This is a genomic window from Streptomyces sp. NBC_01618, from assembly GCF_045209435.1.
GTDB lineage: Bacteria > Actinomycetota > Actinomycetes > Streptomycetales > Streptomycetaceae > Streptomyces.
This window is the reverse complement of record NZ_CP109297.1, coordinates 6,826,361-6,850,360: the sequence shown is the minus strand read 5'-3', so window position 1 is coordinate 6,850,360 and position 24,000 is coordinate 6,826,361. Positions and strand designations below refer to the sequence as shown.

21 protein-coding genes and 2 pseudogenes are annotated in these 24,000 nt (G+C 69.6%); 15 read left to right on the top strand and 8 right to left on the bottom strand.

What is annotated here, in order from left to right; translation table 11 throughout:
- Nucleotides 1–5 precede the first annotated feature (5 nt).
- The 9 genes and pseudogenes from OH735_RS31810 (at nucleotide 6) to pssA (ending at nucleotide 10,004) form a co-directional block, all read left to right on the top strand.
- Complete coding sequence (locus tag OH735_RS31810) at nucleotides 6–821, top strand: TetR family transcriptional regulator (protein ID WP_406385109.1); 816 nt, start codon at nucleotides 6–8, stop codon at nucleotides 819–821.
- A 78-nt stretch (nucleotides 822–899) separates the two neighbouring features.
- Nucleotides 900–1,695, top strand: a pseudogene (locus OH735_RS31805) (GNAT family N-acetyltransferase).
- Between the two features lie 371 nt (nucleotides 1,696–2,066).
- A pseudogene (gene ccrA / locus OH735_RS31800) lies at nucleotides 2,067–3,398 on the top strand (crotonyl-CoA carboxylase/reductase); the annotation flags it as partial.
- A 223-nt stretch (nucleotides 3,399–3,621) separates the two neighbouring features.
- Entirely contained in the window at nucleotides 3,622–5,634 is a 2,013-nt protein-coding gene (locus OH735_RS31795) for a protein meaA (protein ID WP_406385108.1), read from the top strand.
- Entirely contained in the window at nucleotides 5,631–6,593 is a 963-nt protein-coding gene (locus tag OH735_RS31790; protein ID WP_406385107.1) for an HpcH/HpaI aldolase/citrate lyase family protein, read from the top strand. Before OH735_RS31795 ends, OH735_RS31790 begins: the two co-directional genes overlap by 4 nt.
- Nucleotides 6,594–6,595: 2 nt before the next feature.
- The gene (locus OH735_RS31785) at nucleotides 6,596–7,123 is read left to right on the top strand and encodes a MaoC family dehydratase (RefSeq protein WP_406385106.1); all 528 of its coding nucleotides are present in this window, start codon (nucleotides 6,596–6,598) and stop codon (nucleotides 7,121–7,123) included.
- 2 nt (nucleotides 7,124–7,125) lie between these two features.
- On the top strand, nucleotides 7,126–8,331 hold the full coding sequence (locus OH735_RS31780; RefSeq protein ID WP_406385105.1) for an acyl-CoA dehydrogenase family protein: 1,206 nt from the start codon (nucleotides 7,126–7,128) through the stop codon (nucleotides 8,329–8,331).
- A gap of 181 nt (nucleotides 8,332–8,512) precedes the next feature.
- The gene (locus tag OH735_RS31775; protein ID WP_406385104.1) at nucleotides 8,513–9,160 is read left to right on the top strand and encodes a phosphatidylserine decarboxylase; all 648 of its coding nucleotides are present in this window, start codon (nucleotides 8,513–8,515) and stop codon (nucleotides 9,158–9,160) included.
- Nucleotides 9,161–9,182: 22 nt separating this feature from the next.
- The gene (pssA, locus tag OH735_RS31770) at nucleotides 9,183–10,004 is read left to right on the top strand and encodes a CDP-diacylglycerol--serine O-phosphatidyltransferase (protein WP_406386844.1); all 822 of its coding nucleotides are present in this window, start codon (nucleotides 9,183–9,185) and stop codon (nucleotides 10,002–10,004) included.
- A gap of 103 nt (nucleotides 10,005–10,107) precedes the next feature.
- On the opposite strand, the gene OH735_RS31765 is transcribed toward pssA, so the two are convergent.
- Nucleotides 10,108–11,139: a zinc-binding alcohol dehydrogenase family protein gene (locus tag OH735_RS31765; RefSeq protein ID WP_406385103.1), complete on the bottom strand. Its 1,032-nt coding sequence runs from the start codon at nucleotides 11,137–11,139 to the stop codon at nucleotides 10,108–10,110.
- A 143-nt stretch (nucleotides 11,140–11,282) separates the two neighbouring features.
- On the opposite strand from OH735_RS31765, the gene OH735_RS31760 reads away from it, so the two are divergent.
- The 3 genes from OH735_RS31760 (at nucleotide 11,283) to OH735_RS31750 (ending at nucleotide 13,775) form a co-directional block, all read left to right on the top strand.
- Nucleotides 11,283–12,110, top strand: a complete 828-nt coding sequence (locus OH735_RS31760; RefSeq protein WP_406385102.1) for a PP2C family protein-serine/threonine phosphatase — start codon at nucleotides 11,283–11,285, stop codon at nucleotides 12,108–12,110.
- A gap of 84 nt (nucleotides 12,111–12,194) precedes the next feature.
- Complete coding sequence (locus OH735_RS31755) at nucleotides 12,195–13,151, top strand: MASE1 domain-containing protein (RefSeq protein ID WP_406385101.1); 957 nt, start codon at nucleotides 12,195–12,197, stop codon at nucleotides 13,149–13,151.
- A 129-nt stretch (nucleotides 13,152–13,280) separates the two neighbouring features.
- Nucleotides 13,281–13,775, top strand: a complete 495-nt coding sequence (locus tag OH735_RS31750) for an SRPBCC family protein (RefSeq protein ID WP_406385100.1) — start codon at nucleotides 13,281–13,283, stop codon at nucleotides 13,773–13,775.
- Nucleotides 13,776–13,931: 156 nt separating this feature from the next.
- Here OH735_RS31750 and OH735_RS31745 read toward each other — a convergent pair whose 3' ends face one another.
- Complete coding sequence (locus tag OH735_RS31745; protein ID WP_406385099.1) at nucleotides 13,932–15,047, bottom strand: glycerate kinase; 1,116 nt, start codon at nucleotides 15,045–15,047, stop codon at nucleotides 13,932–13,934.
- A gap of 131 nt (nucleotides 15,048–15,178) precedes the next feature.
- On the opposite strand from OH735_RS31745, the gene OH735_RS31740 reads away from it, so the two are divergent.
- Together OH735_RS31740 and OH735_RS31735 are read left to right on the top strand one after the other, a co-directional pair.
- A complete protein-coding gene (locus OH735_RS31740) occupies nucleotides 15,179–15,673 on the top strand; it encodes an NUDIX domain-containing protein (RefSeq protein WP_406385098.1) in 495 nt (164 codons plus the stop codon).
- A 389-nt stretch (nucleotides 15,674–16,062) separates the two neighbouring features.
- The gene (locus tag OH735_RS31735; protein WP_406385097.1) at nucleotides 16,063–16,800 is read left to right on the top strand and encodes an SIR2 family NAD-dependent protein deacylase; all 738 of its coding nucleotides are present in this window, start codon (nucleotides 16,063–16,065) and stop codon (nucleotides 16,798–16,800) included.
- Between the two features lie 119 nt (nucleotides 16,801–16,919).
- Here the strand turns inward: OH735_RS31735 and OH735_RS31730 are convergent, their stop codons facing one another.
- Nucleotides 16,920–17,324, bottom strand: a complete 405-nt coding sequence (locus tag OH735_RS31730; protein WP_406385096.1) for a (2Fe-2S) ferredoxin domain-containing protein — start codon at nucleotides 17,322–17,324, stop codon at nucleotides 16,920–16,922.
- A gap of 337 nt (nucleotides 17,325–17,661) precedes the next feature.
- Here OH735_RS31730 and OH735_RS31725 point away from each other — a divergent pair, with 337 nt between their 5' ends.
- Entirely contained in the window at nucleotides 17,662–18,246 is a 585-nt protein-coding gene (locus OH735_RS31725; RefSeq protein ID WP_406385095.1) for a TMEM165/GDT1 family protein, read from the top strand.
- 118 nt (nucleotides 18,247–18,364) lie between these two features.
- On the opposite strand, the gene OH735_RS31720 is transcribed toward OH735_RS31725, so the two are convergent.
- From OH735_RS31720 to OH735_RS31700, 5 genes are all read right to left on the bottom strand, one after another.
- Nucleotides 18,365–18,889 (bottom strand): methylated-DNA--[protein]-cysteine S-methyltransferase, encoded by a 525-nt coding sequence (locus OH735_RS31720; protein WP_406385094.1) that lies wholly within the window; start codon nucleotides 18,887–18,889, stop codon nucleotides 18,365–18,367.
- 19 nt (nucleotides 18,890–18,908) lie between these two features.
- A complete protein-coding gene (locus tag OH735_RS31715) occupies nucleotides 18,909–20,381 on the bottom strand; it encodes an AlkA N-terminal domain-containing protein (protein ID WP_406385093.1) in 1,473 nt (490 codons plus the stop codon).
- 365 nt (nucleotides 20,382–20,746) lie between these two features.
- Nucleotides 20,747–21,592 carry a carbohydrate ABC transporter permease gene (locus tag OH735_RS31710; RefSeq protein WP_406385092.1) on the bottom strand — a complete coding sequence of 282 codons (846 nt, stop codon included), beginning with the start codon at nucleotides 21,590–21,592 and terminating at the stop codon, nucleotides 20,747–20,749.
- Nucleotides 21,589–22,545 (bottom strand): carbohydrate ABC transporter permease, encoded by a 957-nt coding sequence (locus OH735_RS31705; RefSeq protein WP_406385091.1) that lies wholly within the window; start codon nucleotides 22,543–22,545, stop codon nucleotides 21,589–21,591. Before OH735_RS31705 ends, OH735_RS31710 begins: the two co-directional genes overlap by 4 nt.
- Nucleotides 22,546–22,648: 103 nt before the next feature.
- Nucleotides 22,649–23,947 carry an ABC transporter substrate-binding protein gene (locus OH735_RS31700; RefSeq protein WP_406385090.1) on the bottom strand — a complete coding sequence of 433 codons (1,299 nt, stop codon included), beginning with the start codon at nucleotides 23,945–23,947 and terminating at the stop codon, nucleotides 22,649–22,651.
- Nucleotides 23,948–24,000 lie beyond the last annotated feature (53 nt).

Genomic DNA, 24,000 nt, shown 5'->3' with positions numbered 1-24,000 from the left:
ACACCATGTCCCAGCCCGCCAGGTCCCCCCGTGTCTCCGCCGCGCCCGACCCCCAGGAGAGTGCCGCAGGCACCCGCGCCGCCGCCCAACGGCTCAAAATGCGCCGCGAACTGGCCGCCGCGGCAATGGAACTCTTCGCCACGAAGGGGTACGAGGCGACGACCGTCGACGAGATCGCGGGCGCCGCCGGAGTCGCCCGGCGGACCTTCTTCCGGCACTTCCGTTCCAAGGAAGAGGCGATCTTCCCGGACCACGACGACACCCTCGTCAGGGCCGAGGCCGTTCTCAATGCCGCCCCCGCGCACGAGCACCCCCTCGACACCGTCTGCCGCGGCATCAAGGAAGTCATGAAGATGTACGCGGCGAAGCCCGCGGTCTCCGTGGCCCGCTACAAGCTCACCCGTGAGGTCCCGACCCTGCGCGAGGCGGAGATCGCTTCGGTGGCCCGCTACGAGCGGCTGTTCACCCGCTATCTGCTGGGCCATTTCGATGAGCGCGACCACCACGTCGGCAACGACGACCCGCTGCTCGCGGAGGTCGCCGCGTCCGCCGTCGTCACCGCGCACAACCATGTGCTGCGCCGCTGGCTGCGGGCGGGCGGCGAGGGCGATGTGGAGGCCCAGCTCGACCACGCATTCTCGATCGTCCGCGACACGTTCGGGACCGGCATCGGAGCCGGCCGGACCGTCGGCGCCGAGCCCGCGAAGCAGCCGGCCGCCTCGGTGACGTCCCAGAACGAGGTGCTGGTCGCCGTGGCACGGACGGACGCGCCGCTCGACGAAGTGATGCGCACGATCCAGCAGGCGCTCCAGGACCGCTGACCGGGGCGTGCCGCCCGGCACGCCCCCCCCCGCCGGAACCTGGTTGCCACGCCCCCGCTCCGGTGCTGTGGTGGGCCGATGAATCGTGATCACGAAGCACTGCTGACCCTTTTCGACCGCGAGATGCGCGAGTACGCCCGCCCCGACGGCCCCGGCGTCCGGGTCGAGCGCACCGGCGACTTCGTACGGCAGACCGGCACGGCCGACGACTGGAACGGCGTCGTCTGGTCGGCCCCGGACCTGGACCCCGCGCGGGCGGACGCGGTGATCGCGGCCCAGGTGGCGCACTACGCGGCGCTCGGGCACGGCGGGTTCGAGTGGAAGCCGTAACGCGCACGACCGGCCGGCCGGTCTGGCGCACCGGCTCCTGGCGGCCGGTTTCGAGGCGGAGGAGCCGGAGACCCTGCTCGTCGCCCCGGTCGAGGAGCTCTCGACGGCAGTGGAGCTGCCCGACGGTGTGCGGCTGCGCACCGTGCGGGACGCGGACGATGTGGAGCTGATGGCCAGTGCCCATGAGCGGGCGTTCGGCTCGGACCGGTCGCGGCTGCGGCACCAGGTGCTGGCCAGGCTGGCCGAGGACCCGGACGGCTTCGTCGGCGTCCTCGCCATGGTGGGCGACGAGCCGGTGAGCTCGGCCCGGATGGAGCTGTACCCGGGCACGGGCTTCGCGGGACTCTGGGGTGGCGGAACCGTCGAGGCGTGGCGTGGGAAGGGCGTCTACCGGGCCCTGGTGGCCTTCCGCGCCCGGATCGCAGCGGAGCGCGGCTACCGCCACCTTCAGGTCGATGCCTCCGAGATGAGCAGCCCGATCCTCCGGCGGCTCGGATTCGTGGCCCTGAGCACCACGACCCCCTATGTGTACCGGTCGCGCTGATCGATCATTCGCGGTTTTTTCCAGGGCATATCCCCGTGAAACACCCCCCACACCGCTCATCGGTGCCCGGCGGGTGACAAGTGAGGGAAATTGTTGGCACCGAGTGCCTTGTCAGGTGTCACGGAGTGCCATACGTTGAAGTTGTCCGGGCGGCCGGCGTGCTGGAATCTCACGTACGCCGGCTGTCCCCGCAAGCGATTTGCCTGCGCGCCCGGACGCCTGCGTCACAGGCGAACCCTTCTGCTCCACAGAGCAAGCCGAAGCTTTGACAGCCGAACCGACGGCAGCACCTCCACACCACACAGCTCCCCCCGCTGCTGGCAGGGACCCTCAAACGCTCCCTCAGCGCCCCCATCCGCCGGAGGCACACCGTGAAGGAAATCCTGGACGCGATCCAATCGCAGGACGGTACGGCCGCGGATTTCGCGGCCCTGTCCATCCCTGAGTCGTACCGCGCGGTGACCGTGCACAAGGACGAGACGGAGATGTTCGCGGGGCTCGCCACCCGTGACAAGGACCCCCGCAAGTCGCTACATCTGGACGAGGTCCCGGTACCCGAACTCGGCCCCGGTGAGGCACTGGTCGCCGTCATGGCGAGCTCGGTGAACTACAACTCCGTCTGGACCTCGATCTTCGAGCCGATGTCCACCTTCGGCTTCCTGGAGCGCTACGGAAAGCTCAGCGAGCTCACCAGGCGCCACGACCTGCCATACCACGTGATCGGCTCCGACCTGGCGGGCGTCGTCCTGCGTACCGGCCCCGGCGTCAACGCCTGGAAGCCCGGCGACGAGGTCGTCGCACACTGCCTCTCGGTCGAACTGGAGTCCTCGGACGGCCACAACGACACGATGCTCGACCCCGAGCAGCGCATCTGGGGCTTCGAGACCAACTTCGGCGGCCTGGCAGAGATCGCACTTGTCAAGTCCAACCAGCTGATGCCGAAGCCGCAGCACCTCAGCTGGGAGGAGGCCGCCGCTCCGGGCCTGGTCAACTCCACCGCGTACCGCCAGCTCGTCTCGCGCAACGGCGCTGCCATGAAGCAGGGCGACAACGTGCTGATCTGGGGCGCCAGCGGCGGACTCGGTTCATACGCCACGCAGTTCGCCCTGGCCGGTGGCGCCAACCCGATCTGTGTCGTCTCCAGCGAACAGAAGGCGGACATCTGCCGGAAGATGGGCGCCGAGGCGATCATCGACCGCAACGCCGAGGGCTACAAGTTCTGGAAGGACGAGCACAACCAGGACCCGCGCGAGTGGAAGCGGTTCGGCAAGCGCATCCGTGAACTGACCGGCGGCGAGGACGTCGACATCGTCTTCGAGCATCCGGGCCGCGAGACCTTCGGCGCCTCGGTGTACGTGACCCGCAAGGGCGGCACGATCGTCACCTGCGCGTCGACGTCCGGCTACAACCACGAGTACGACAACCGCTACCTGTGGATGTCGCTCAAGAAGATCGTGGGCTCGCACTTCGCCAACTACCGCGAGGCGTGGGAGGCCAACCGCCTGGTGGCGAAGGGCAAGATCCACCCGACGCTGTCAAAGGTCTACTCCCTGGAGGAGACCGGCCAGGCCGCGTACGACGTCCACCGCAACCTTCACCAGGGCAAGGTCGGCGTGCTGGCGCTGGCGCCGCGCGAGGGCCTGGGCGTGCGCAACGAGGAGCTGCGCGAGCAGCACATCGACGCCATCAACCTGTTCCGTGACGCGTCAGCGGAGGGGACCGACAAGCACAGCCGTGACGCGTCAGCGGAGGGGACCGACAAGCACAGCCGTGACGCGTCAGCGGAGGGGACCGACAAGCACAGCCGTGACGCGTCAGCGGAGGGGACCGACAAGCACAGCCGTGACGCGTCAGCGGAGGGGATCAATAAGCACAGCCGTAAGGCGTCAGCGGAGCGGACCGACAAGCACAGCAGGGATGTCTGACATGAGTGGGCGTCAGAAGGACCGCCCGTGGCTCATGCGGACGTACGCCGGTCACTCGACCGCCGAGGCGTCCAACGAGCTCTACCGGCGCAACCTCGCCAAGGGCCAGACCGGCCTGTCGGTCGCCTTCGACCTGCCGACGCAGACCGGGTACGACCCCGACCACGTCCTCGCCCACGGCGAGGTCGGCCGGGTCGGCGTGCCCGTGTCGCACCTCGGTGACATGCGCCGGCTGTTCCAGGACATCCCCCTGGAGCAGATGAACACCTCGATGACGATCAACGCCACCGCAATGTGGCTGCTCGCGCTCTACCAGGTGGTCGCCGAGGAGCAGGGCGCCGATCCCACGAAGCTCCAGGGCACCACGCAGAACGACATCGTCAAGGAGTACCTCTCGCGCGGGACGCATGTCTTCCCGCCCGGCCCCTCGCTCCGGCTGACCACCGACATGATCACGTACACGGTCAACCGCATCCCGAAGTGGAACCCGATCAACATCTGCAGCTACCACCTGCAGGAGGCGGGAGCCACTCCGGTCCAGGAGATCGCGTACGCCATGTCGACGGCCATCGCGGTCCTGGACGCCGTACGGGAGTCCGGCCAGGTGCCCGAGGAGAAGTTCGGCGATGTGGTCGCACGGATCTCCTTCTTCGTGAACGCGGGCGTCCGCTTCATCGAGGAGATGTGCAAGATGCGCGCCTTCGGCCGCATCTGGGACCAGGTCACCCGCGAGCGGTACGGCATCACCGACGCAAAGCAGCGCCGCTTCCGCTACGGCGTCCAGGTCAACTCGCTCGGTCTGACCGAGGCGCAGCCGGAGAACAACGTCCAGCGCATCGTCCTGGAGATGCTGGCCGTCACCCTGTCCAAGGACGCCCGCGCCCGGGCCGTCCAACTGCCCGCCTGGAACGAGGCGCTGGGGCTCCCCCGGCCGTGGGACCAGCAGTGGTCGCTCCGCATCCAGCAGGTCCTCGCGCACGAGAGCGATCTGCTGGAGTACGAGGACATCTTCGCCGGCTCGCACGTCGTCGAGGCCAAGGTGGACGAGCTGGTCACCGAGTCGCTCGCCGAGATCGGCCGGATCCAGGAGATGGGCGGCGCCATGGCTGCCGTGGAGTCCGGCTATCTGAAGTCCGAGCTGGTCTCCTCGCACGCGGCCCGCCGGGCCCGGATCGAGGGCGGCGAGGAGAAGATCGTCGGCGTCAACATCTACGAGACGACGGAACCGAACCCGCTCACCGCGGACCTCGACGGGGCGATCATGACCGTCGATCCCGCCAACGAGGCCAGGGTCGTCAGGGCCTTGGCCGAGTGGCGCGACAACCGTGACGAGGCCCGCGCCACCGACGCGCTGGCCGCGCTGAAGAAGGCCGCCGCGGGCACCGAGAACCTGATGGAAGCGACCGTGGAGTGCGCCCGCGCGGGTGTCACCACCGGCGAGTGGTCCTGGGCGCTGCGCGATGTCTTCGGCGAGTTCCGGGCTCCGACGGGCGTCTCGTCGGCGCCGGTCGCGGTGACCGCGGAGGCCGGCACACCGCTCGCTCTGGTCCGCCAGAAGGTCGCCCGGACCGCGGCCGACCTGGGCGCCGGGCGGCTGCGGCTGCTGGTCGGCAAGCCGGGCCTGGACGGGCACTCCAACGGCGCCGAGCAGATCGCCGTACGGGCCCGCGACGCCGGCTTCGAGGTCGTCTACCAGGGGATCAGGCTGACCCCCGAGCAGATCGTCTCGGCCGCCCTCGCCGAGGACGTGCACTGCGTCGGCCTGTCGATCCTGTCCGGTTCGCACGCCGAGCTCGTGCCGGACGTACTCACCCGACTGCGCGAGGCGGGCGCCGCCGACATCCCGGTCATCGCGGGCGGGATCATTCCGCCCGCCGACGCGTCGGCCCTGATCGGGGTCGGTGTCGCCGCGGTATTCACCCCGAAGGATTTCGGTATCACGGAGATCATCGGCCGTATCGTCGACGAGATCCGGAAAGCGAACAAGCTCGACCCTCTGGAGGTCCCCGCATGACTGCCGTCAACCGCCTGCGTCCGCGCCGCTCGTGCCTGGCCGTGCCCGGCTCGAACCCGCGGTTCCTGGAGAAGGCCCAGGGCCTCCCGGCCGACCAGGTCTTCCTCGACCTGGAGGACGCCTGCGCGCCGCTCGCCAAGGAGGGCGCCCGGCACACCATCGTGGACGCGCTGAACAATGGCGACTGGACGGGCAAGACCCGGGTCGTGCGGGTCAACGACTGGACGACGCACTGGACGTACCGCGATGTCATCACGGTCGTCGAGGGCGCCGGCCAGAATCTCGACTGCATCATGCTGCCGAAGGTCCAGGACGCCCAGCAGGTCGTCGCCCTGGACCTGCTGCTGACCCAGATCGAGAAGACGATGGGCTTCGAGGTCGGCAGGATCGGCATCGAGGCGCAGATCGAGAACGCCAAGGGCCTGGTGAACATCGACGACATCGCCGCCGCCTCGCCCCGCCTGGAGACCCTGATCTTCGGCCCGGCCGACTTCATGGCGTCGATCAACATGAAGACCCTGGTCGTCGGTCAGCAGCCGCCCGGGTACGGCGCGGACGCGTACCACTACATCCTGATGCGCATTCTGATGGCGGCCCGTACGCACGACCTCCAGGCGATCGACGGCCCCTTCCTGCAGATCCGTGACGTGGACGCGTACCGCGAGGTCGCGGGCCGTGCGGCGGCGCTGGGCTTCGACGGCAAGTGGGTGCTGCACCCCGGTCAGGTGGACGCGGCCAACGAGGTGTTCTCGCCCACGCAGGAGGACTACGACCACGCCGAGCTGATCCTCGACGCGTACGACTGGTGCACCTCGGAAGAGGGCGGCAAGAAGGGCTCGGCGATGCTCGGCGACGAGATGATCGACGAGGCGAGCCGCAAGATGGCCCTCGTCATCGCGGGCAAGGGCCGCGCGGCCGGCATGCAGCGCACCTCCAAGTTCGAAGCGCCGGAGGCCTGATCATGCGGTTCGGACGTACCTATGAGGAGTTCGAGGTCGGTGCAATTTACAAGCACTGGCCCGGAAAGACGGTCACCGAGTACGACGATCACCTCTTCTGTCTGTTGACCATGAATCATCACCCGCTGCACATGGACAGCAACTACGCGGAGAAGACCACCGATTTCGGCAAGAACGTTGTAGTGGGCAACTACATCTACTCGTTGCTGCTCGGCATGTCCGTGCCGGACGTCTCCGGAAAGGCGATCGCCAACCTGGAGGTCGAGTCACTGAAGCATGTCGCGCCGACGTTCCACGGCGACACGATCTACGGCGAGACGACCGTTCTCGACAAGACTCCGTCAAAATCCAAGAACGACCGCGGAATCGTCCACGTCGAGACCAAGGGCTACAAACAGGACGGGACGCTCGTCTGCGTGTTCCGTCGCAAGGTGATGGTCCCCACCGAGACGTACATCAAGGAACGCGGCGGGGAGCAGCCCGGCCGTCCCGAGCTGAACCAGCCCTCGCAGAAGAACGTGGAGAAGTAGCCATGACGCGACTCGCCCAGACTGCCGGCCTCAATGACGTCCAGCAGGAAATCCTCTCCACGGTCCGGGATTTCGTCGACAAGGAGATCATTCCGGTCGCGACCCAGCTGGAGCACCGTGACGAGTACCCGACGGAAATCGTCGAGGGGCTCAAGGAGCTCGGCCTGTTCGGGCTGATGATTCCCGAGGAGTACGGGGGGCTGGGTGAGTCGCTTCTCACATACGCGCTGTGCGTGGAGGAAATCGCGCGCGGCTGGATGAGCGTGTCGGGAATCATCAATACGCACTTCATCGTGGCGTACATGCTCAAGCAGCACGGCACCCAGGAGCAGAAGGACACGTTCCTGCCGCGGATGGCGCTGGGCGAGGTCCGGGGCGCCTTCTCGATGTCCGAGCCGGCGCTGGGCTCGGACGTCGCGGCCATCACGTCCAAGGGCGTCAGGGACGGCGAGGAGTACGTCCTGAACGGCCAGAAGATGTGGCTGACGAACGGTGGCACGTCCTCGCTCGTCGCCGTCCTGTGCCGGAGTGACGAAGGCCACCCCGAGGGGACCGCTCCGCACAAGTCGATGACGACGTTCCTGGTGGAGAAGGAGCCCGGATTCGGTGAGGTCCTGCCCGGTCTCACCATTCCCGGCAAAATCGACAAAATGGGCTATAAGGGCGTGGATACGACCGAACTCATCATGGACGGGCTACGTATTCCAGCCAATCGCGTACTGGGCGGCACCACCGGTCGCGGGTTTTACCAAATGATGGACGGCGTCGAGGTCGGCCGGGTAAATGTGGCCGCGCGTGGCTGCGGCGTCGCTCAGCGTGCATTCGAACTGGGCATTTCCTACGCACAGCAGCGCCAGACCTTCGGAAAGCCGATCGCGCAGCACCAGGCGATCCAGTTCAAGCTGGCCGAAATGGCCACCAAGGTCGAGGCCGCCCATGCAATGATGGTAAATGCAGCACGCAAAAAGGACTCTGGGGAACGAAATGACCTGGAGGCAGGGATGGCGAAGTACCTCGCCTCCGAGTACTGCAAGGAAGTCGTCGAGGACGCCTTCCGAATCCACGGCGGCTACGGCTTCTCCAAGGAGTACGAGATCGAGCGCCTCTACCGGGAGGCCCCGATGCTGTTGATCGGTGAAGGTACCGCCGAGATCCAGAAAATGATCATTGGGCGCCGACTCCTGGAGGAGTACCGGTTCCAGGGTTGATTGTCCCTTTCACGCCGCTTTGGCCGCGAAGAAGATCACACCCTGTCATCCTAGGCCGGTGCCTTCAAGCCGTCCGACTCGGCTGCTGGCTTGCCCAGTTGCGGCTGGCAACCGCTAACATCGCCGGAAAAGCCGCCGTCCCCCGTTGCCAGCGCGGCATCATCCGCTACGAAGGTCATCCATGCCCGACAGCCAAACCTCTGCACCACGCGGCGGAGTCCGCCTTGCGCGCGGAGCTTCGCCGTGGCTCCTGCCGACCGTCGCCACCGCGGCACTCAGCCTCGCCCGGGCCCGCAAGTCCGGACGCTGGGCGGCGGTGGCCGTGCCCACCACCGCGCTCGCGGCGGGCATGCTGTGGTTCTTCCGCGACCCCGAGCGCGAGATCGCCCAGGGCCGGGTCATCTCACCGGCCGACGGTGTGGTGCAGAGCATCATGCCGTGGAAGGACGGACGTACCCGCGTGGCGATCTTCATGAGCCCGCTGAATGTCCACGTCAACCGTGCGCCCCTGGCCGGCACGGTGGCCTCGGTCGAGCACGTCCCCGGTGGGTTCGTTCCGGCGTTCAACAAGGAGAGCGAGAACAACGAGCGCGTTGTCTGGCACTTCGACACCGAGCTCGGCGACATCGAGATGGTGCAGATCGCGGGCGCGGTCGCACGTCGTATCGTCCCCTACATCCCGCAGGGCACGAAGGTGGAGCAGGGCGAGCGCATCGGCCTGATCCGCTTCGGCTCCCGGGTCGACATCTACCTTCCGGAAGGTATCGATGTCGCGGTCGAGGTCGGCCAGGCCACCACCGCGGGGGTGACTCGAATTGACCGTGATTGATCCCGAGACCCAGGCAGGCTGGGTGCCCGAGGCGGAGTCCGAGGAGGACGCCGGCGAGGACATGCCGCTCTCTCTGCGGCTGTCGATAGCGGACACCCTCACTCTCGGCAATGCCACGTGCGGTTTCATGGCGGTGTACTTCACCACCACCGGAATCCTCATCCCGCACCTCACGGGCAGCAACGAGACCGGCATGGCGCGGCACTCCGCGGCCACCGCCGTGATCCTCATGCTGCTCGCCGCGGTGTTCGACCTCTTCGACGGGCTCGTGGCCCGCAAGCTGCGCTCCTCGCCGATGGGTGCCGAGCTGGACAACCTCTCGGACCTGATCAGCTTCGGGCTCGCCCCGGCGTACTTCGTCCTCGTCTACGGCATGGTCGCGGACGACGCGCACCAGCGCGTGTCGGCGCTGGCGGCGATCGTGGTGCTGCTGGCGGTGGTGCTCAGGCTTGCCAGATTCTCCTGCGTGACCATGAAGGACGGCATGTTCCAGGGCATGCCGAGCCCCTTCGGAGCGCTCACGGTCGTCTCGATCGTGCTCCTGGAGCTGCCCTTCGTACCGACGCTGCTCGCGATCGTCGCAGTGGCGTGGCTGATGGTCAGCCGGGTCGAGTACCCGAAGCCGCGGGGCATTCTCGCGGTGGCGATGCTCAGCTGGATCGTGGCCGCGATGGGGCTCCTCGCCGCGTGGGCGTTCGAGGCCCCCGGCGGCCAGCTGCTTCTCCAGACCGGCTGTGCGCTGCAGGTGGTCCTGGGAGCGGTCATCCCGCTCTTCGCGACGGCCCGGCGGGTGAACACCTTCCGCGGCAACCGACGTGAGGCCCGGGCGGCCCAGCTACCGTAGGGCCGGAACAACGGAACACGCAGAACACGCGAGAGGGCCCCGGGTGCTCCCCAGCACCCGGGGCCCTCTCGCGTGTCCGCCGGTCGGTCCGGGCCGGTGGCTCTCAGCCGGGTACGAGTACGGCGGCCCCGTTCACCCGGTCCGCCGCCAGATCGGCCAGCGCATGGTCGGCCCTGCTCAGCGGGTAGGGGCTCACCGTGACCCGGATGCCCACGCGCGCCGCCAGGGCGAGAAATTCGCGGCCGTCCTCACGGGTGTTGGAGGTGACGCTGCGCAGATCGCGCTCCTGGAACAGGTGGCGCTGATAGTTCAGCACGGGAACGTCCGACAGATGGATTCCGGCGACGGCCAGCGTGCCGGACCGGTCCAGTGCCTCCAACGCCACCGGCACCAGGTCGCCGACGGGTGCGAACAGGATCGCCGAGTCCAGGGGTTCCGGCGGGCGGTCGTAGGCGTCACCCGCCGACGCGGCCCCCAGGTCGAGAGCGAGCTCGCGTGCCCGCGGTGAGCGGGTCAGGACGTGAACGGTGGCGCCCTCGGCGAGGGCCACCTGGGCGGCGAGGTGGGCGGACGCGCCGAAGCCGTAGATACCCAGCCGCCCGCCCTCGGGCAGCGCGCTGCGTCTGAGGGCCCGGTATCCGATGATGCCCGCGCAGAGGAGCGGGGCGAGCCGGGCGGCGTCCTGGTCGGCCGGGAGCCGGTAGGCGTACGCCTCCGGAACCAGTGCCGTGTCGGCGAAGCCGCCGTCCGCGTCCCACCCCGTGTAGACGGACCGCGGGCAGAGGTTCTCCCGGCCGCCCCGGCAGTACCGGCAGCTCCCGCACGTGCCGCGCAGCCAGGCTCCACCGACCCGGTCGCCGACACGGAAGAGGCCGACCCCGGCACCGAGGGCCGCCACCCGCCCGACGATCTCGTGGCCGGGGACGGTGGCGGGCCGGTGCGGCGGGAGATCGCCCTCGGCCAGATGGAGATCCGTACGACAGACGCCGCACGCTTCCACGTTCAGCAGCAGCTCCCCGGGGCCGGGAGCCGGCACGCCTCGCCGTACACGCACCAACGGCCCGGTGCCGATCGGACCGGGTGTCTGGACGGCCCAGCCGGTCTGCTCGGCCGGGGCCGGCGCGGGAACAGCCACAAGTCCAGCGTGCGGCTGCACGGGGGCGGAGGCAACCGGCCCCGACCGCGTGCACCGGGGACGTGCCGCACCCGTGCCGTGCTGCGCCCGCCGGTAGGAGGGCTAAGGTTTCACCAGGGGCCGCACCGACACGCGCGGGAATTATGCACCGACACCACAGCGCACCGGACAGCACCCAGGAGCTCCTGGTCACCCTCGGGCGTCTGGTCGATCAGACGTTGGAGAACATCAGGATCGAGCGGTCCCGGGCGGAGCTGGGCATGGCGCTGCAGCAGCACATGCTCCCGGGCGAACTGCCCGACTTTCCGGGGCTCCGGATCGCGGCCAGCTACTCGCCCTCGCAGGACGGGCTGGCTGTCGGCGGTGATTTCTACGACGCGTTCCCGATGCGGGACGGGGTCGCCGGTATCGCCATCGGTGACGTGCAGGGGCACGGGGTGGAGGCGGCGGCCTTCATGGGTGAGGCGCGGGCCAGTCTCCGGGCCCTCGCCAGCGTCACGGACGACCCCGGACAGGTACTGGCCTGCGCCAACGATCTGCTGATCTCGTTGGGCGGCGACCTGTTCACGACCTGTTGCCTGCTGAGCATCGCCCCGCAGAGCGGTGCGCTTTCCGTCGCCCGGGCCGGACACGTCCCGATCATCTGGGGCACCGATGACGGCGATTCGGGCATCTCCCTGGACGTCGGCGGGGTTCCCCTGGGGATACTGCCTGGTCAGCAGTACCCCGTGACCCGTCGGAGGATGAAACGGCCCGGTTTTCTCGTCCTGGTGACCGACGGGGTCGTGGAAGGTCCGACCTACCCGATCGACGAGGGACTGGCCACGGTGTGCGCGCTGGTCGGCACGGCGGCCACGACGGATCCCGCCGAGCTCGCCGCACAGGTGATCCGGGTGGCGGACCTGACGGGTCATGAGGACGACGCCGCTGTTCTCGTCATCCGCTACGACGGTGTGCCGGGCGCAGGTTAGCCGGATGCGCCTCGTGCGTCCGCTTCGCGGGTGTGGCGTCGGCGTGGCCCCGGCGTGCCAGAGCGGCGGGGGCACCCGGGTGTGGTGTCTGATGCTGATGTGGTGGACAGCGCACAGCTCCGGCGGCACACGGCTACGGCCCTCACGCTCCTGGCGGTGGCCGTCTGCTACTACGCGACGGCCCGCCTGGGGCTGCTCGAGCAGCTGGTGCGCGGCCAGGTCACGCCGCTGTGGCCACCGACCGGGATCGCGGTCGCGGCTCTGCTCGTGTTCGGTCTGCGCGTCTGGCCGGGGATCGCGCTCGGCGCCCTCGTGGCCAACGTGTTGATCGGGCCTTCCGCCCTGCCCGTACTGATCATCGCGGTGGGAAACACCCTGGCCCCGATCTGCTCCTGCCTGATGCTGCGCCGGGCCGGCTTCCGCGACGACCTCGACCGCTTACGGGATGCGCTGGCCCTGGTCTTCCTCGGTGCGCTGGGCGGCATGCTGATCAGCTCGACCGTGGGCAGCGGCATCCTGGCCATGTCGGGGGCGCTCCCGGCCGGGGGCTTCTGGCCGACCTGGTGGGTCTGGTGGACGGGCGACGCCATGGGCGTCATGGTCGTCACGCCGTTCCTTCTCGTCCTGCGCAGGGCCCGGCTGCCGCACGGTGTCGGCCTGACCCGATGGGCCGAGGCGATCGCGCTGGTGGCGTGTACGACGGCCGTCACCCTCGTGGCGACCGACACCTCCCATACCTCGTTCCTCTTCCTCGTGTTCCCCTTCCTGATCTGGGCCGCGTTCCGCTTCGAACGGGCGGGCGCCGCGTGCTGCGCACTGGGCGTGTCCGTGTTCGCGATCCTCGCCGCCGAACGGATGACCGGCCCCTTCGCCCACCACCGCCTCCTCACCAACATGATCACGCTCCAGGCGTTCAACGGAGCGGTCTCACTCACCGCTCTGCTCCTCGCGGCGGTGATCACCGAGCGGAAGCGCACATATCAGGAAATCAAGCGGCTCTGCGAGCAACTCTCCGAGAAGGTGGCGCGACTCGACACCTGATTCACTCCATCGGTCGTGCGACGCGTGCGCGGACCCCCGATCGGCAGCAGGCTGAGGGGCGACGGCACCGCGACGAGGGCTATCGGACGCCGAGACTTCGGGCGACCGGTCGCCGTAAGAGGTGGAGCCATGCCCCGTGTGTCAGCGAATGTCCATGTGTCCCGCCCTGCCGACGAGATCTTCTCGTTCCTACGGGATCCGCGGAATCTGGCCGTGTGGTCATCGACCATCGATCACGTGATCGAGGGCCCGATCACCACGGAACTCGGCGACGAGTACACCTGCAAGTTCCCGGGCAGGCGGCGGGCGCACCGCCTTACGTGCACCGCGAGCACACCGGTCGAGTACCTGGCGTTCCGCGGTGCGTGCATGTGGACCCCGCTGGGGCGCCACTCGCCGGAACTGGAGTTCCGGCTGAGTCCCAGCCGACGGGGAACGATGGTCAACGTATCGGTCAAGCCGCATCTGGACGGCGGCATGATCATCCTTGCCCCGTTCGTGACGATGGCGTGGCGTCGTGACCTGCCGGCGGAGCTGCGGATCCTGGCGGAGCTGCTCGCCGATGGGGAGGGTCCTGACGCGGACACGAGTGACGGTCAGGGGGCCGAGCCGTCCGTGGGGTGACGCGGAGGGGTGGGGGGTTCGTCCTGGAGGGTCCGTCCTGGGTGGTCCGTCCTGGGTGGTCCGTCCTCGCCTGCCGGACGGACGCGGATTTTCGATCGCCGGACGGGCCTGGTCTGCTGCCCCGCCCGGCGATCCACGGTCGTAACCGGGGGCGTACTACAGCAGGAAGTCGCGCGCGATCGCCTCGGACGCCCGTTCCAGCAGCGGTCCCGCCTGGGCCATGGAGATCGCGGGGTCCGGTTCCAGGTCCGCGAGGGCGTACGCGCGGCTGATGCCCGCGCCGGCCAGGGCCTCCGGCGGCAGGGCGAGGCGGCCGCAGACGGCCACGACCTCGATGCCCGCGGCGCGGGCGGCCGCGGCCACGCCCGCCGGGGCCTTGCCGTGGAGGGTCTGCTCGTCGAGCGAGCCCTCTCCGGTGATCACCAACGTGGCGCGTGCCAGGGCGGGGGCGAAGCCGAGGACGTCGAGCATGACCTCGATGCCGGGGCGGAACCGGGCGCCGAGGGCGACCAGCGCCCCGTAGCCGATGCCGCCCGCCGCCCCTGCTCCGGGCAGCCGGGCCTGGTCCGGGCCCAGGACGGACGCGTAGTGGGCGAGCGCGGCGTCGAGCGTCGCGATGTCCTCCTCGGTCGCGCCCTTCTGCCGGCCGTAGACCTCGGGGGCGCCCTTCGGGCCCGTCAGCGGGTTGTCCACGTCGCTGGCGAGGATCAGGTCGACGTCGGACATGCGCGGGTCGAGGCCGGACAGGTCCGCCTCGGCCAGGTCGGCGAGGCCACCACCCCCCGGGCCGACCGGCTTGCCGTCCGCGTCCAGGAAGCGGGCACCCAGCGCGGCCAGCATGCCGGCACCGCCGTCCGTGGTCGCGCTGCCGCCGACGCCGAACACGATCGTGCGGGCGCCCGCGTCGAGCGCCGCGGCCAGCAGCTCTCCGGAGCCGTACGTCGTGGCCGTGAGCGGGGCGAACACCCCTGCGGGGAGGTGCTGGAGGCCCGAGGCCTCGGCCATCTCGACCACGGCGGTGGTGTCGCGCAGCGCGTACGCCGCGGTCACCGGATCCCCGAGCGGCCCGGTCACCCGCGCCTCGTGGCGCTCGAACCCGGCGGCCACCGCCGCCGACACCGTGCCGTCGCCGCCGTCCGCCACGGGCAGGGTCTCGACCCGCACCCCGGGCACGACGCGCCGCAGCCCGGCCGTCACCCGCTTTGCGACCTGTACGGCCGTGAGCGAGCCCTTGAACTTGTCCGCCGCGACGAGCACGCGTGCGGTCTCCATCACTGCTCCGTCCGCCACCTTGCATCCCTTGCTTTCGAACAGGCAGTCGCGCCGTCCTCGACCCTATCGGCAGCGCATACCCGCTGCCCAGAGCCGTCTCACGCCGGCACCGCCCGCACTACGCTGCCCGCGTGACCACCACTGATTACGCCACCTACATCGCGGGGCTCCCCCGGGTCCTGGCCGCCGCGGCCACCGTGTTCCGGGACGTCCACGGGCGAGTGCTGCTCGTCGAGCCGAACTACCGGGACGGCTGGGCACTGCCCGGCGGGACCGTCGAATCCGACCAGGGCGAGAGCCCGCGTCAGGCCGCGCGGCGCGAGACGGCCGAGGAGATCGGGCTCGACCGGAAGCCGGGACGACTGCTCGCGGTCGACTGGGCACGCGGGCCGGCGCGGCCGCCGATCGCCGCGTATCTGTACGACGGCGGAGTGCTGAAGGACGCGGAGCTGAAGGCGATCCGGCTGCAGGAGGAGGAGCTCCTGTCCTGGGAACTGGTCGAGCCCGACGACCTCGACCGCTATCTGCTCGGCGGTCTCGCGCTGCGTCTGCGGGCGGCCCTGGACGCGCTCGATTCCGGTGGCGGCGCGGTGGAACTGGAGGACGGCCGCCCGGCGAACATCTGACCGGTAGGCCCGCACAGGGACGGCTGACTGCAGGCGCGCACGAAGACGGCTGACCTGTCGGCCCGCAGCTGCCCCGTATTCCCGTTGTGTTTGCTCATTCCCCTTTGCGCCCCGTTGTCTTGACGCGCCGTCACCTGACAGTCCGGTCGGCGGCTGCCGGACGCCCGAGTTCATTTGGCATTCGACGGCAGAGGCTGGCAGTCGGGCCACGGGACTTCACCGCCGACATGAACGGCGACGGCGTCCTCGACGGCGACACGGCCGATACGCCCGACCACCGGTACGGCTGTCGGTCCCGCGGCGCTCGTCCCTGGCGGCCCCGCGGCCTGACGTCCGTCGCGTGCGGAAACTCCTCGCGGATGCCGGCCGGCGCTGCGTAGGCTCGTGCCATGACTCTCGTCGCGATCCTCAGCGGCGCCGGCATCTCCACGGACTCCGGCATCCCCGACTACCGCGGCCCGCGCGGGCTCTGGCGCAAGGATCCGGAGGCCGAGAAGCTCGTCACGTACGACTTCTACATGGCCGACCCGGAGATCCGCCGCCGCTCCTGGCAAATGCGGCGCACGAGCGCGACCTGGGCCGCCGAGCCGAACGCGGCCCACCGCGCGGTGGCGGAGCTGGAGCGGTCCGGCACCCCGGTGCGGGTGCTCACGCAGAACGTCGACGGCCTGCATCAGCTCGCCGGTCTCCCCGCCCGCAAGGTCCTCGAACTGCACGGGACCGCACGCGAGACGGTCTGCACCCGCTGCCACGCCCGTGCTCCGATGGCCGAGGCACTGGCCCGCGTCGAGGCGGGCGAGGCCGACCCGCCGTGCACGGTCTGCGGCGGCATCCTGAAGTCGGCGACGGTCATGTTCGGTGAGCGGCTCGATCCGGTGGTGCTGGGCGACGCGATGTCGATCGCCAAGGCCTGCGAGGTGTTCATCGCGGTCGGTACGACGCTGCAGGTGCAGCCCGCCGCGTCGCTGGCCGGGATCGCGGCGGACAACGGGGCCCGGCTGATCGTGGTGAACGCGGAGCCCACGCCGTACGACGAACTGGCCGAGGAGACCATCCGCGAGCCCATCGGCACGGCGCTCCCCGCGCTGCTGGAGCGCCTGGGCACGGGCTTGGACTCCGGTGGCTGAGTGGCCGGCACGGCCATCCACCGCGACCTGGCCCCGGGGCGGCCGTCTGTTGCCGATGGTCGAGCCCGTAGCGGCGCAGCGGCCCGGCCGGGATCTCCGGCGCCGCCGCCGGACAGGGCCTAGTGGTCGAGTTCCCGCTGCAGGCGGCGCGAGGGGCGGAACGTGTACAGGTCGAGGATCTCCGGCGCGTCCTCCAGCCCCGGGCCGCCCGCCGCGGCCCAGGCGGCGATGTCCTTCACCGCGTCCGAGTCGTTGACCAGCCCGAGCCAGACCGGGCGGCCGCCCGCCGCGCGCCCCTCCGCGGAGGGCTGTACGACGATGACGTTGGCCTGCTCGCAGGCGTCCAGGCACTCCACGGCGCGGACCGTGGCGGTTTCGCCGAGCGAGCGGCGCAGTTCGGCGAGCTGGCCGGCGTGGTCGACGTCCGGGATCTTCGCCGTCCCGCAGCAGCAGCCGCGGCAGACACTGACGGTGGGCCGGGGTGTGCCCCGGTCGGGGGCAGCCTTGCGGGTGCGGTGGCTCATACGGGGACGCCTCCGGTGTCGGCGCGGATGATCACCGGGGGACTGTACCGATAACTGCCACCGGTTCGAACACCTGCACTCCCCCGTCGGCCGGTGGGGTAGAGTTGATGGCTGCGAAGGGGAGTAGCCCCGCAAACCGGTCGTCGACACACTGGAGCCCTCGGGTTCCCGGTGGCCGGGCCCGTAGATCCTTACGGGCGGGCGAGACCTTCGGTCAGGTATGACACGCCCGCGCCCCGTGGGCGCTGACGTCATGCCGGGCCGAGTGGTCCTCCGAAAGCCCGAGTGGCGCTTCGCGAAGGTCCCGGGGCCCGGCTCTCACAGAAAGCCACCCGGAATGCACCTCGACCCCCTGGCGATACTCACCGCCTTCGGGCTGATCTTCCTCGCGGAACTCCCGGACAAGACGATGTTCGCGTCGCTTGCCATGGGCACCCGCATGCGACCGCTGTACGTCTGGTTCGGTACGTCGTCCGCGTTCATCGTGCACGTCGCCATCGCCGTCGGGGCGGGCAGCCTGATCGGGTTGCTGCCCGACTGGATCGTCAAGCTCGTCTCGGCGTCCCTCTTCGCGTTCGGGGCGTTCATGCTGCTGCGCAACGGCGGCGGCGATGACGAGGAGGAGGGCGGCACCAAGACGGTGACCGGCTTCTGGCCGGTCTACTCGACCGCGTTCATGGCAGTCTTCATCAGCGAGTGGGGCGACCTCACCCAGATCACCACGGCCAACCTGGCCGCGAGCAACGGCACCTGGTCCACGGCGATCGGCTCCGCCGCCGCCCTGATGTCCGTCTCGGCGCTGGCGCTGCTGGCAGGGCAGTTCATCGCGAAGCGGATACCGCTGAAGACGGTTCAGCGGATCGGCGGGATCTGCATGCTGGGGCTGGCGATCTGGACCGTCGTGGAGATCTTCGTCGGCTGACGTCTGTACCGCTTCGGGTCGCGGCGTTGTCTCCGCTGCCGCGGCACGGCCGTGAAGGACGGGCCTGGTTCTCCCGGGCCCGTCCTTCGCGTTTTCTCGACGCGTTCGTTCGGCGGTGTCAGAAGAGTGCGGGGGTGTCGTCCTGCGTGCCGCTCTCGAAGGCCAGCAGCCGCTGCTTGCGGTCGAGCCCGCCGCCGTATCCGGTGAGGCTGCCCGAGGCGCCGATGACGCGGTGGCACGGGACGATGATGCCCACCGGGTTCTTGCCGTTGGCGAGGCCCACCGCACGTGAGGCGCCCGGTTTGCCGAGGAGCTCGGCCAGTTCGCCGTACGAGCGGGTCTCGCCGTACGGAATCAGCCGGAGCTGCTCCCAGACGCTGCGCTGGAACGGGGTTCCGTCGAGGTGCAGCGGCAGGTCGAATTCGCGCAGTTCACCGGCGAAATAAGCGTCGAGCTGGCGGATCGTCTCCGTGAAGGGGCGCGGGTCGGGCTCGCCGAAGGTCTCCTCGGGCGGGCGGTGCCGTTGGCCGGTCATGTAGAGGCCCGCGAGGACGCCGTCGGTGGCGACGAGCGTGAGCGGACCGTACGGGCTGTCGACGACCGTGTGCTGCCGGGTCGCCGTGCGAGGGTGCGTCGCGGTCATGGGTGATTTCCCAACGTGCTTATGCGGGCAGGTGGTTGATGGGGTGATCGTCCACGGTCCAGAGGTACTGAACCGCGTAGGCCCGCCAGGGCCGCCAGGTCGCCGCGCGGGCGGTGAGCGCTGCGGGCGTCGACGGGAGGCCGAGCTCCTCGGCCGCGCGCCGGATGCCGAGGTCCGTGGGGAGGAAGGCGTCCGGGTCGCCGAGCGCCCGCATCGCGATCACCTCGACGGTCCAGGGGCCGAAGCCGGGCAGAGCGGCGAGTTCGGACCGGGCCTTCTCCCAGTCCGTGTCGGTGCCCAGCCGCAGCGTGTCGTCGGCGAGTGCGCCGACGAGGGTGGTGAGGGTGGTGCGGCGGGTGCGCGGCAGGGCGAGCTGTTCGGGGTCGAGTCCGGCGAGGGCCTCGGGGGTCGGGAAGAGATGGGTGAGGCCGCCCTCCGGGTCGTCGACGGGGACACCGTACGCGGTGACCAGCCGGGCCGCGTGGGTGCGGGCGGCCGCGGTCGAGACCTGCTGCCCGAGCACGGCCCGTACGGCGAATTCCGCACCGTCGACGGTACGCGGCACCCGTCGGCCGGGCGCCTTGTCGACCAGGGGGGCGAGCAGCGGATCGGCACGCAGCTGGTCGTCCACGGCCACCGGGTCGGCGTCCAGGTCGAGCAGCCAGCGGCAGCGGCTGATCGCGAGGGTGAGGTCGCGCGGATCGGTGAGGAAGAGGCGGCAGGCGATGTGGTCGGGGTGCGGGGTGAGGGCGACGATGCCGTGCCCGTACCGGAGGGTGAGCGTGCGGCGGTAGGCGCCCTCGCGCCACTCCTCGACGCCGGGGACCGCGGTCGCGGCGAGGTGACCGAAGAGGTTGGTCGGGTTGAGCGGGGCCCGGTACGGCAGCCGCAGCGCAATCACGCCGGGCGTGGGCAACGGTGCCGCGGACCGGGTGGCGCGGCCGCGCAGCTCGCCCGGGGCGAGCGCGAAGACCTCACGGACGGTGTCGTTGAAGGTGCGGATCGAGGAGAACCCGGCGGCGAACGCGACCTCGGCCATGGGCAGCCCGGTCGTCTCGATCAGCAGCCGCGCGGTCTGCGCGCGCTGCGCGCGGGCCAGGGCGAGCGGACCGGCGCCCAGCTCGGCGAGCAGCTGGCGCTCGATCTGCCGGGCGGAGTAGCCGAGCCGGGCCGCGAGACCGGGAACGCCCTCGCGGTCGACGACGCCGTCCCGGATGAGCCGCATCGCACGTGCGACGGAGTCGGCGCGGGCGTTCCACTCCGGGGAGCCGGGGCTGGTGTCGGGCCGGCACCGTTTGCAGGCCCGGAATCCGGCCTGCTGGCAGGCGGCGGCGCTGGGGTAGAAGGTCATGTTCTCGACCTTGGGCGGCACGACGGGGCAGCTGGGACGGCAGTAGATCCGGGTGGTCAGGACCGCCGTGAAGAACCAGCCGTCGAAGCGGGCGTCCTTGGACTGGACGGCCCGCACGCAGCGCTCGGTGTCGGTGTGCATGGTTCAAGCATCGGTCACCGGGGACCAGGGGGGCTGGCGAAAATCCGACATCAACCTCGCACTACCAGGAACTCTTCGACTTCCGTCGTTTCGCGAACAGATCGGACCACCGATCGGCCACGCCACCATCGACCCCGCCCGGGCCCGACGGTCGGCCATGCCCCCGCCGAGTCACACGGCCGACCGCCGCTCGCCATGAACGCACCAGGAGACAGCGCGGCGGAGAGCAGGTCCGGCCGCGCCGCCCGTACGGCTCCGGATCCCTCGCAGGGCCGTTGGTGGTGGCGCCGTCCCGGGCGTCGGGCCCGCGGTCGGAGCCGGCTCCGACGATCGGACCGGCTCCTTCCCTCCGAAGAGTGGGGCTACTACTTGACGGCGCCCGCAGTGAGGCCGCTGCGCCAGAAGCGCTGTAGTGCGACGAAGGCGACGAGCAGGGGGACCAGCGAGACGAACGCTCCGGTGATGGGGAGCATCGACGGGACGCCGTTGGCGAACTCCGAGCGCCACTGGACCAGGCCGACGGTGACCGGCAGTTTGGAGGCATCGTTGATCATGAGCGCGGGCAGCAGGTAGTTGTTCCAGACACTGACGAACTGGAACAGGAAGATCGTCACCAGGGCCGGGGCCATGACCGGAAGCGCGATACGGAAGAAGGTCCGCTGCTCGCCGGCGCCGTCGATGCGCGCCGCCTCCAGCAGCTCGTCGGGGACGGACGCCGACGCGTAGACGCGCGAGAGGTAGACGCCGAAGGGGCTGACGAAGCTGGGGAACAGAACGGCCCAGTAGGTGTCGGTGAGTTGCATCTTGGCCAGCATCAGGAACAGCGGCAGGGCGAACATCGGAGCCGGGATCAGCACCGAGGCCAGGACCACGTTGAAGATCGTCTCGCGGCCGCGGAACTTGTACTTGGCCAGGGCGAAGCCGGCCATGACCGACAAAAGCGTGCTGACCGTCGCGCCGACCAGGCTGTACAGCGCGCTGTTGGCCAGCCAGGAGGAGAAGACCCCGCCCTGGAAGGAGAAGACGCGGTCGAGGTTGCCGCCCAGGTCGAAGTGCGAGAACCACAGCGGGCTGCCCTGGTGGAGGTACCCCTCGCCCTTGGTCGCCGAGACGAACAGCCACCACAGCGGGATGAGGGTGTAGAGGGCCATCAGGCCGAGCAGAGCGTTGACGACCAGGCGTTCGGTGAGCGGGCTGCGGGTGGTGGTCATGCGTCGGCCGTCCTTCGCTGAGTGAACTTCAAAAGCCCGAAGGAGAGAACGAGCGTCACAAGGGCCAGCAGAACCGATTCGGCGGCGGCCAGGTTCGGGTCCGCCTGGGAGGCGGTGAGCGTGGTGTTCATGATCGGACTGAACTTGTTGGAGGCACCGGGTATCCGCGCGGCGGCGAGCACGGCCGGCTCGGTGTAGAGCTGGGCGGTACCGATGATGGAGAACACCGTCGTGAGGACCAGGGCGGGCCGCACCATCGGAATCTTGACGTACCAGGCCAGGCGCCAGCCGGTGCAGTTGTCGAGGGTCGCGGCCTCGATCACCTCGCCGGGCACAGCCTGCAGCGCCGAGTAGATGATCAGCATGTTGTAACCGGTCCAACCCCAGGTGATCATGTTGCCGATCGACACCGAGATCCAGCCGGCCGAGAGGAAGTCGGTGTGGATGCCGATCGCCGCCAGCGGCCCGGTGAACGGCGAGAGGTCCTTGACCAGCAGGAACGACCACATCACCGCAGCGATCGCACCGGGCAGCGCATAGGGCAGGAAGAAGGTCAGCCGGAAGGTCTTCCTGAACCGGGCCGAACGCGAGTCCAGCAGCAGCGCGAGGACCAGGGCCAGTCCGAGCATCACCGGCACCTGGATGACGCCAAGCAGCACCACCCGGCCGAGCGAGGCTATGAAGTCGCCGTCGTGGAGGGCGACGGCGAAGTTGTCGAAGCCCACGAACCGCTCGGTCTGCGCACCGCCGAACAGGCCCTGGCGTTGGACCTGGTAGAAGCTCTGATAGATCGCGTAGCCGATCGGTGCGAGCATCATCGCGGCGAACAGGACGCCGAACGGAACCAGGAACCCGGCGGCGTTCAGCGCGGTCCGGCGGCGGTGGTGGCGGCTCGGTCCTGCCACCACGCGCGGGGGCGCCGGTGCGGGCGGTGATGCTGTCTGGGTGCTCATAGTGTTCGTTCCTCGCGCGCTTGCGGTATGGACGGGGCCCCGCGGCGCCGCACCCTTGAGCGGCGCCGCGGGAATCCTCGGGCGACCTGACGTCCCCTCGACATCAGCCGCCGGTCACGGAGAGCCCCAGGCTCTTGATCTTCTCGACCGTCTTCTGCTGGACCTCGGTCGTGGCCCGGGTGTAGCTCCCCTTGCCGATCGCGTCCGAGTAGTCCGCCTCGATCTGACCGAACGTCGGCCCGACGACCCAGGTGGTGGGGATGTTCGCCGCGGACTCCTTGAAGACGTCGTAGATCTTCTGCCCGCCGAAGTAGGGGTCACCCTGGGACAGCAGCGGGTTGTCCAGACCGGCCTTCGACGCCGGGTACAGGCCGCCGACCTTGATGCCGGTGCTGACCGCGTCCGGGTCGGTGGACAGGAACGCGGCGAACTGCGCGGCCTCCTTGGGCGTCTTGCAGCCGGTCAGGACGGAGGTGGCGGAACCGCCGGAGTTCGCGCTGGTCCGGTCGCCTGCAGTCCAGGTCGGCATCGGGGCCACGGCCCACTTGCCGGCGAGGGCCTTGAGGTCCCCCTTGATGCCCGGGACGGCCCAGGCGGCATTGACGAAGGTCATGACCTTGCCGGCTTCCGACGCCTTGCTGAAGGTCGGGTCCCAGGCGTTGCCGTTGTTCATCACCAACTTCTTGTCCTTCAGGTCCTGCCAGTACGTGGCGACCTGTCGCGTGCCCGGGTTGTCGATGGAGACCTGCCACGAGCCGTTCTGCGTGCCGAACCAGGACTTGCCGGTCTGCCAGGTCAAGGCGGCCATGTCGTAGGCGTCCTGGGGCGCGGTGCCGAAGGCGACGCTCGGGTCGGCCGCGTGGACCTTGGCGGCGTCGGCGGCGTACTCGTCCCAGGTCGCGGGAGGCTTGGAGATGCCGAACTTCTTGAACAGGTCGGCGCGGTAGTACAGGGCCATCGGCCCGGTGTCGACGGGGATGCCGTACATCTTGCCGTCGGCCGAGGCCGCCGCGACGGTCCAGTCCAGGTACTTGCCGGAGTCGTCGGAGGCGTACGGGGTGATGTCCATCAGCGCCTTCTTGACCAGCATCGACGGAATGTCGTTGTAGGTGACCTGCGCCAGACACGGGGCCTTGCCCGCCGTGATCGCGTTGGTCATCTGGTCGTAGCCGCCCTTGGCACCGGACGGGATCTGCTTGAACGTCACCTTGATGTCCGGGTGGGCAGCGTTCCACTGGGCGGTGATCTTGTCGTAGCCCGGGGCCCAGCCCCAGAACTCCAGCGACACCGGTCCGGCCTGCGTCGCCTCGCCGGAGTCGCTGGATCCGGAACATCCGGTCACCAGAAGGGCGAGGGAGAGGGCTGCCGCACCGGCGGCGGATCTGGAGGTGAATGTACGCATGACTTCCTCATGAGACGGTCGTAAGGACGGGACGGCGGTTGGGTGCTTCGTCA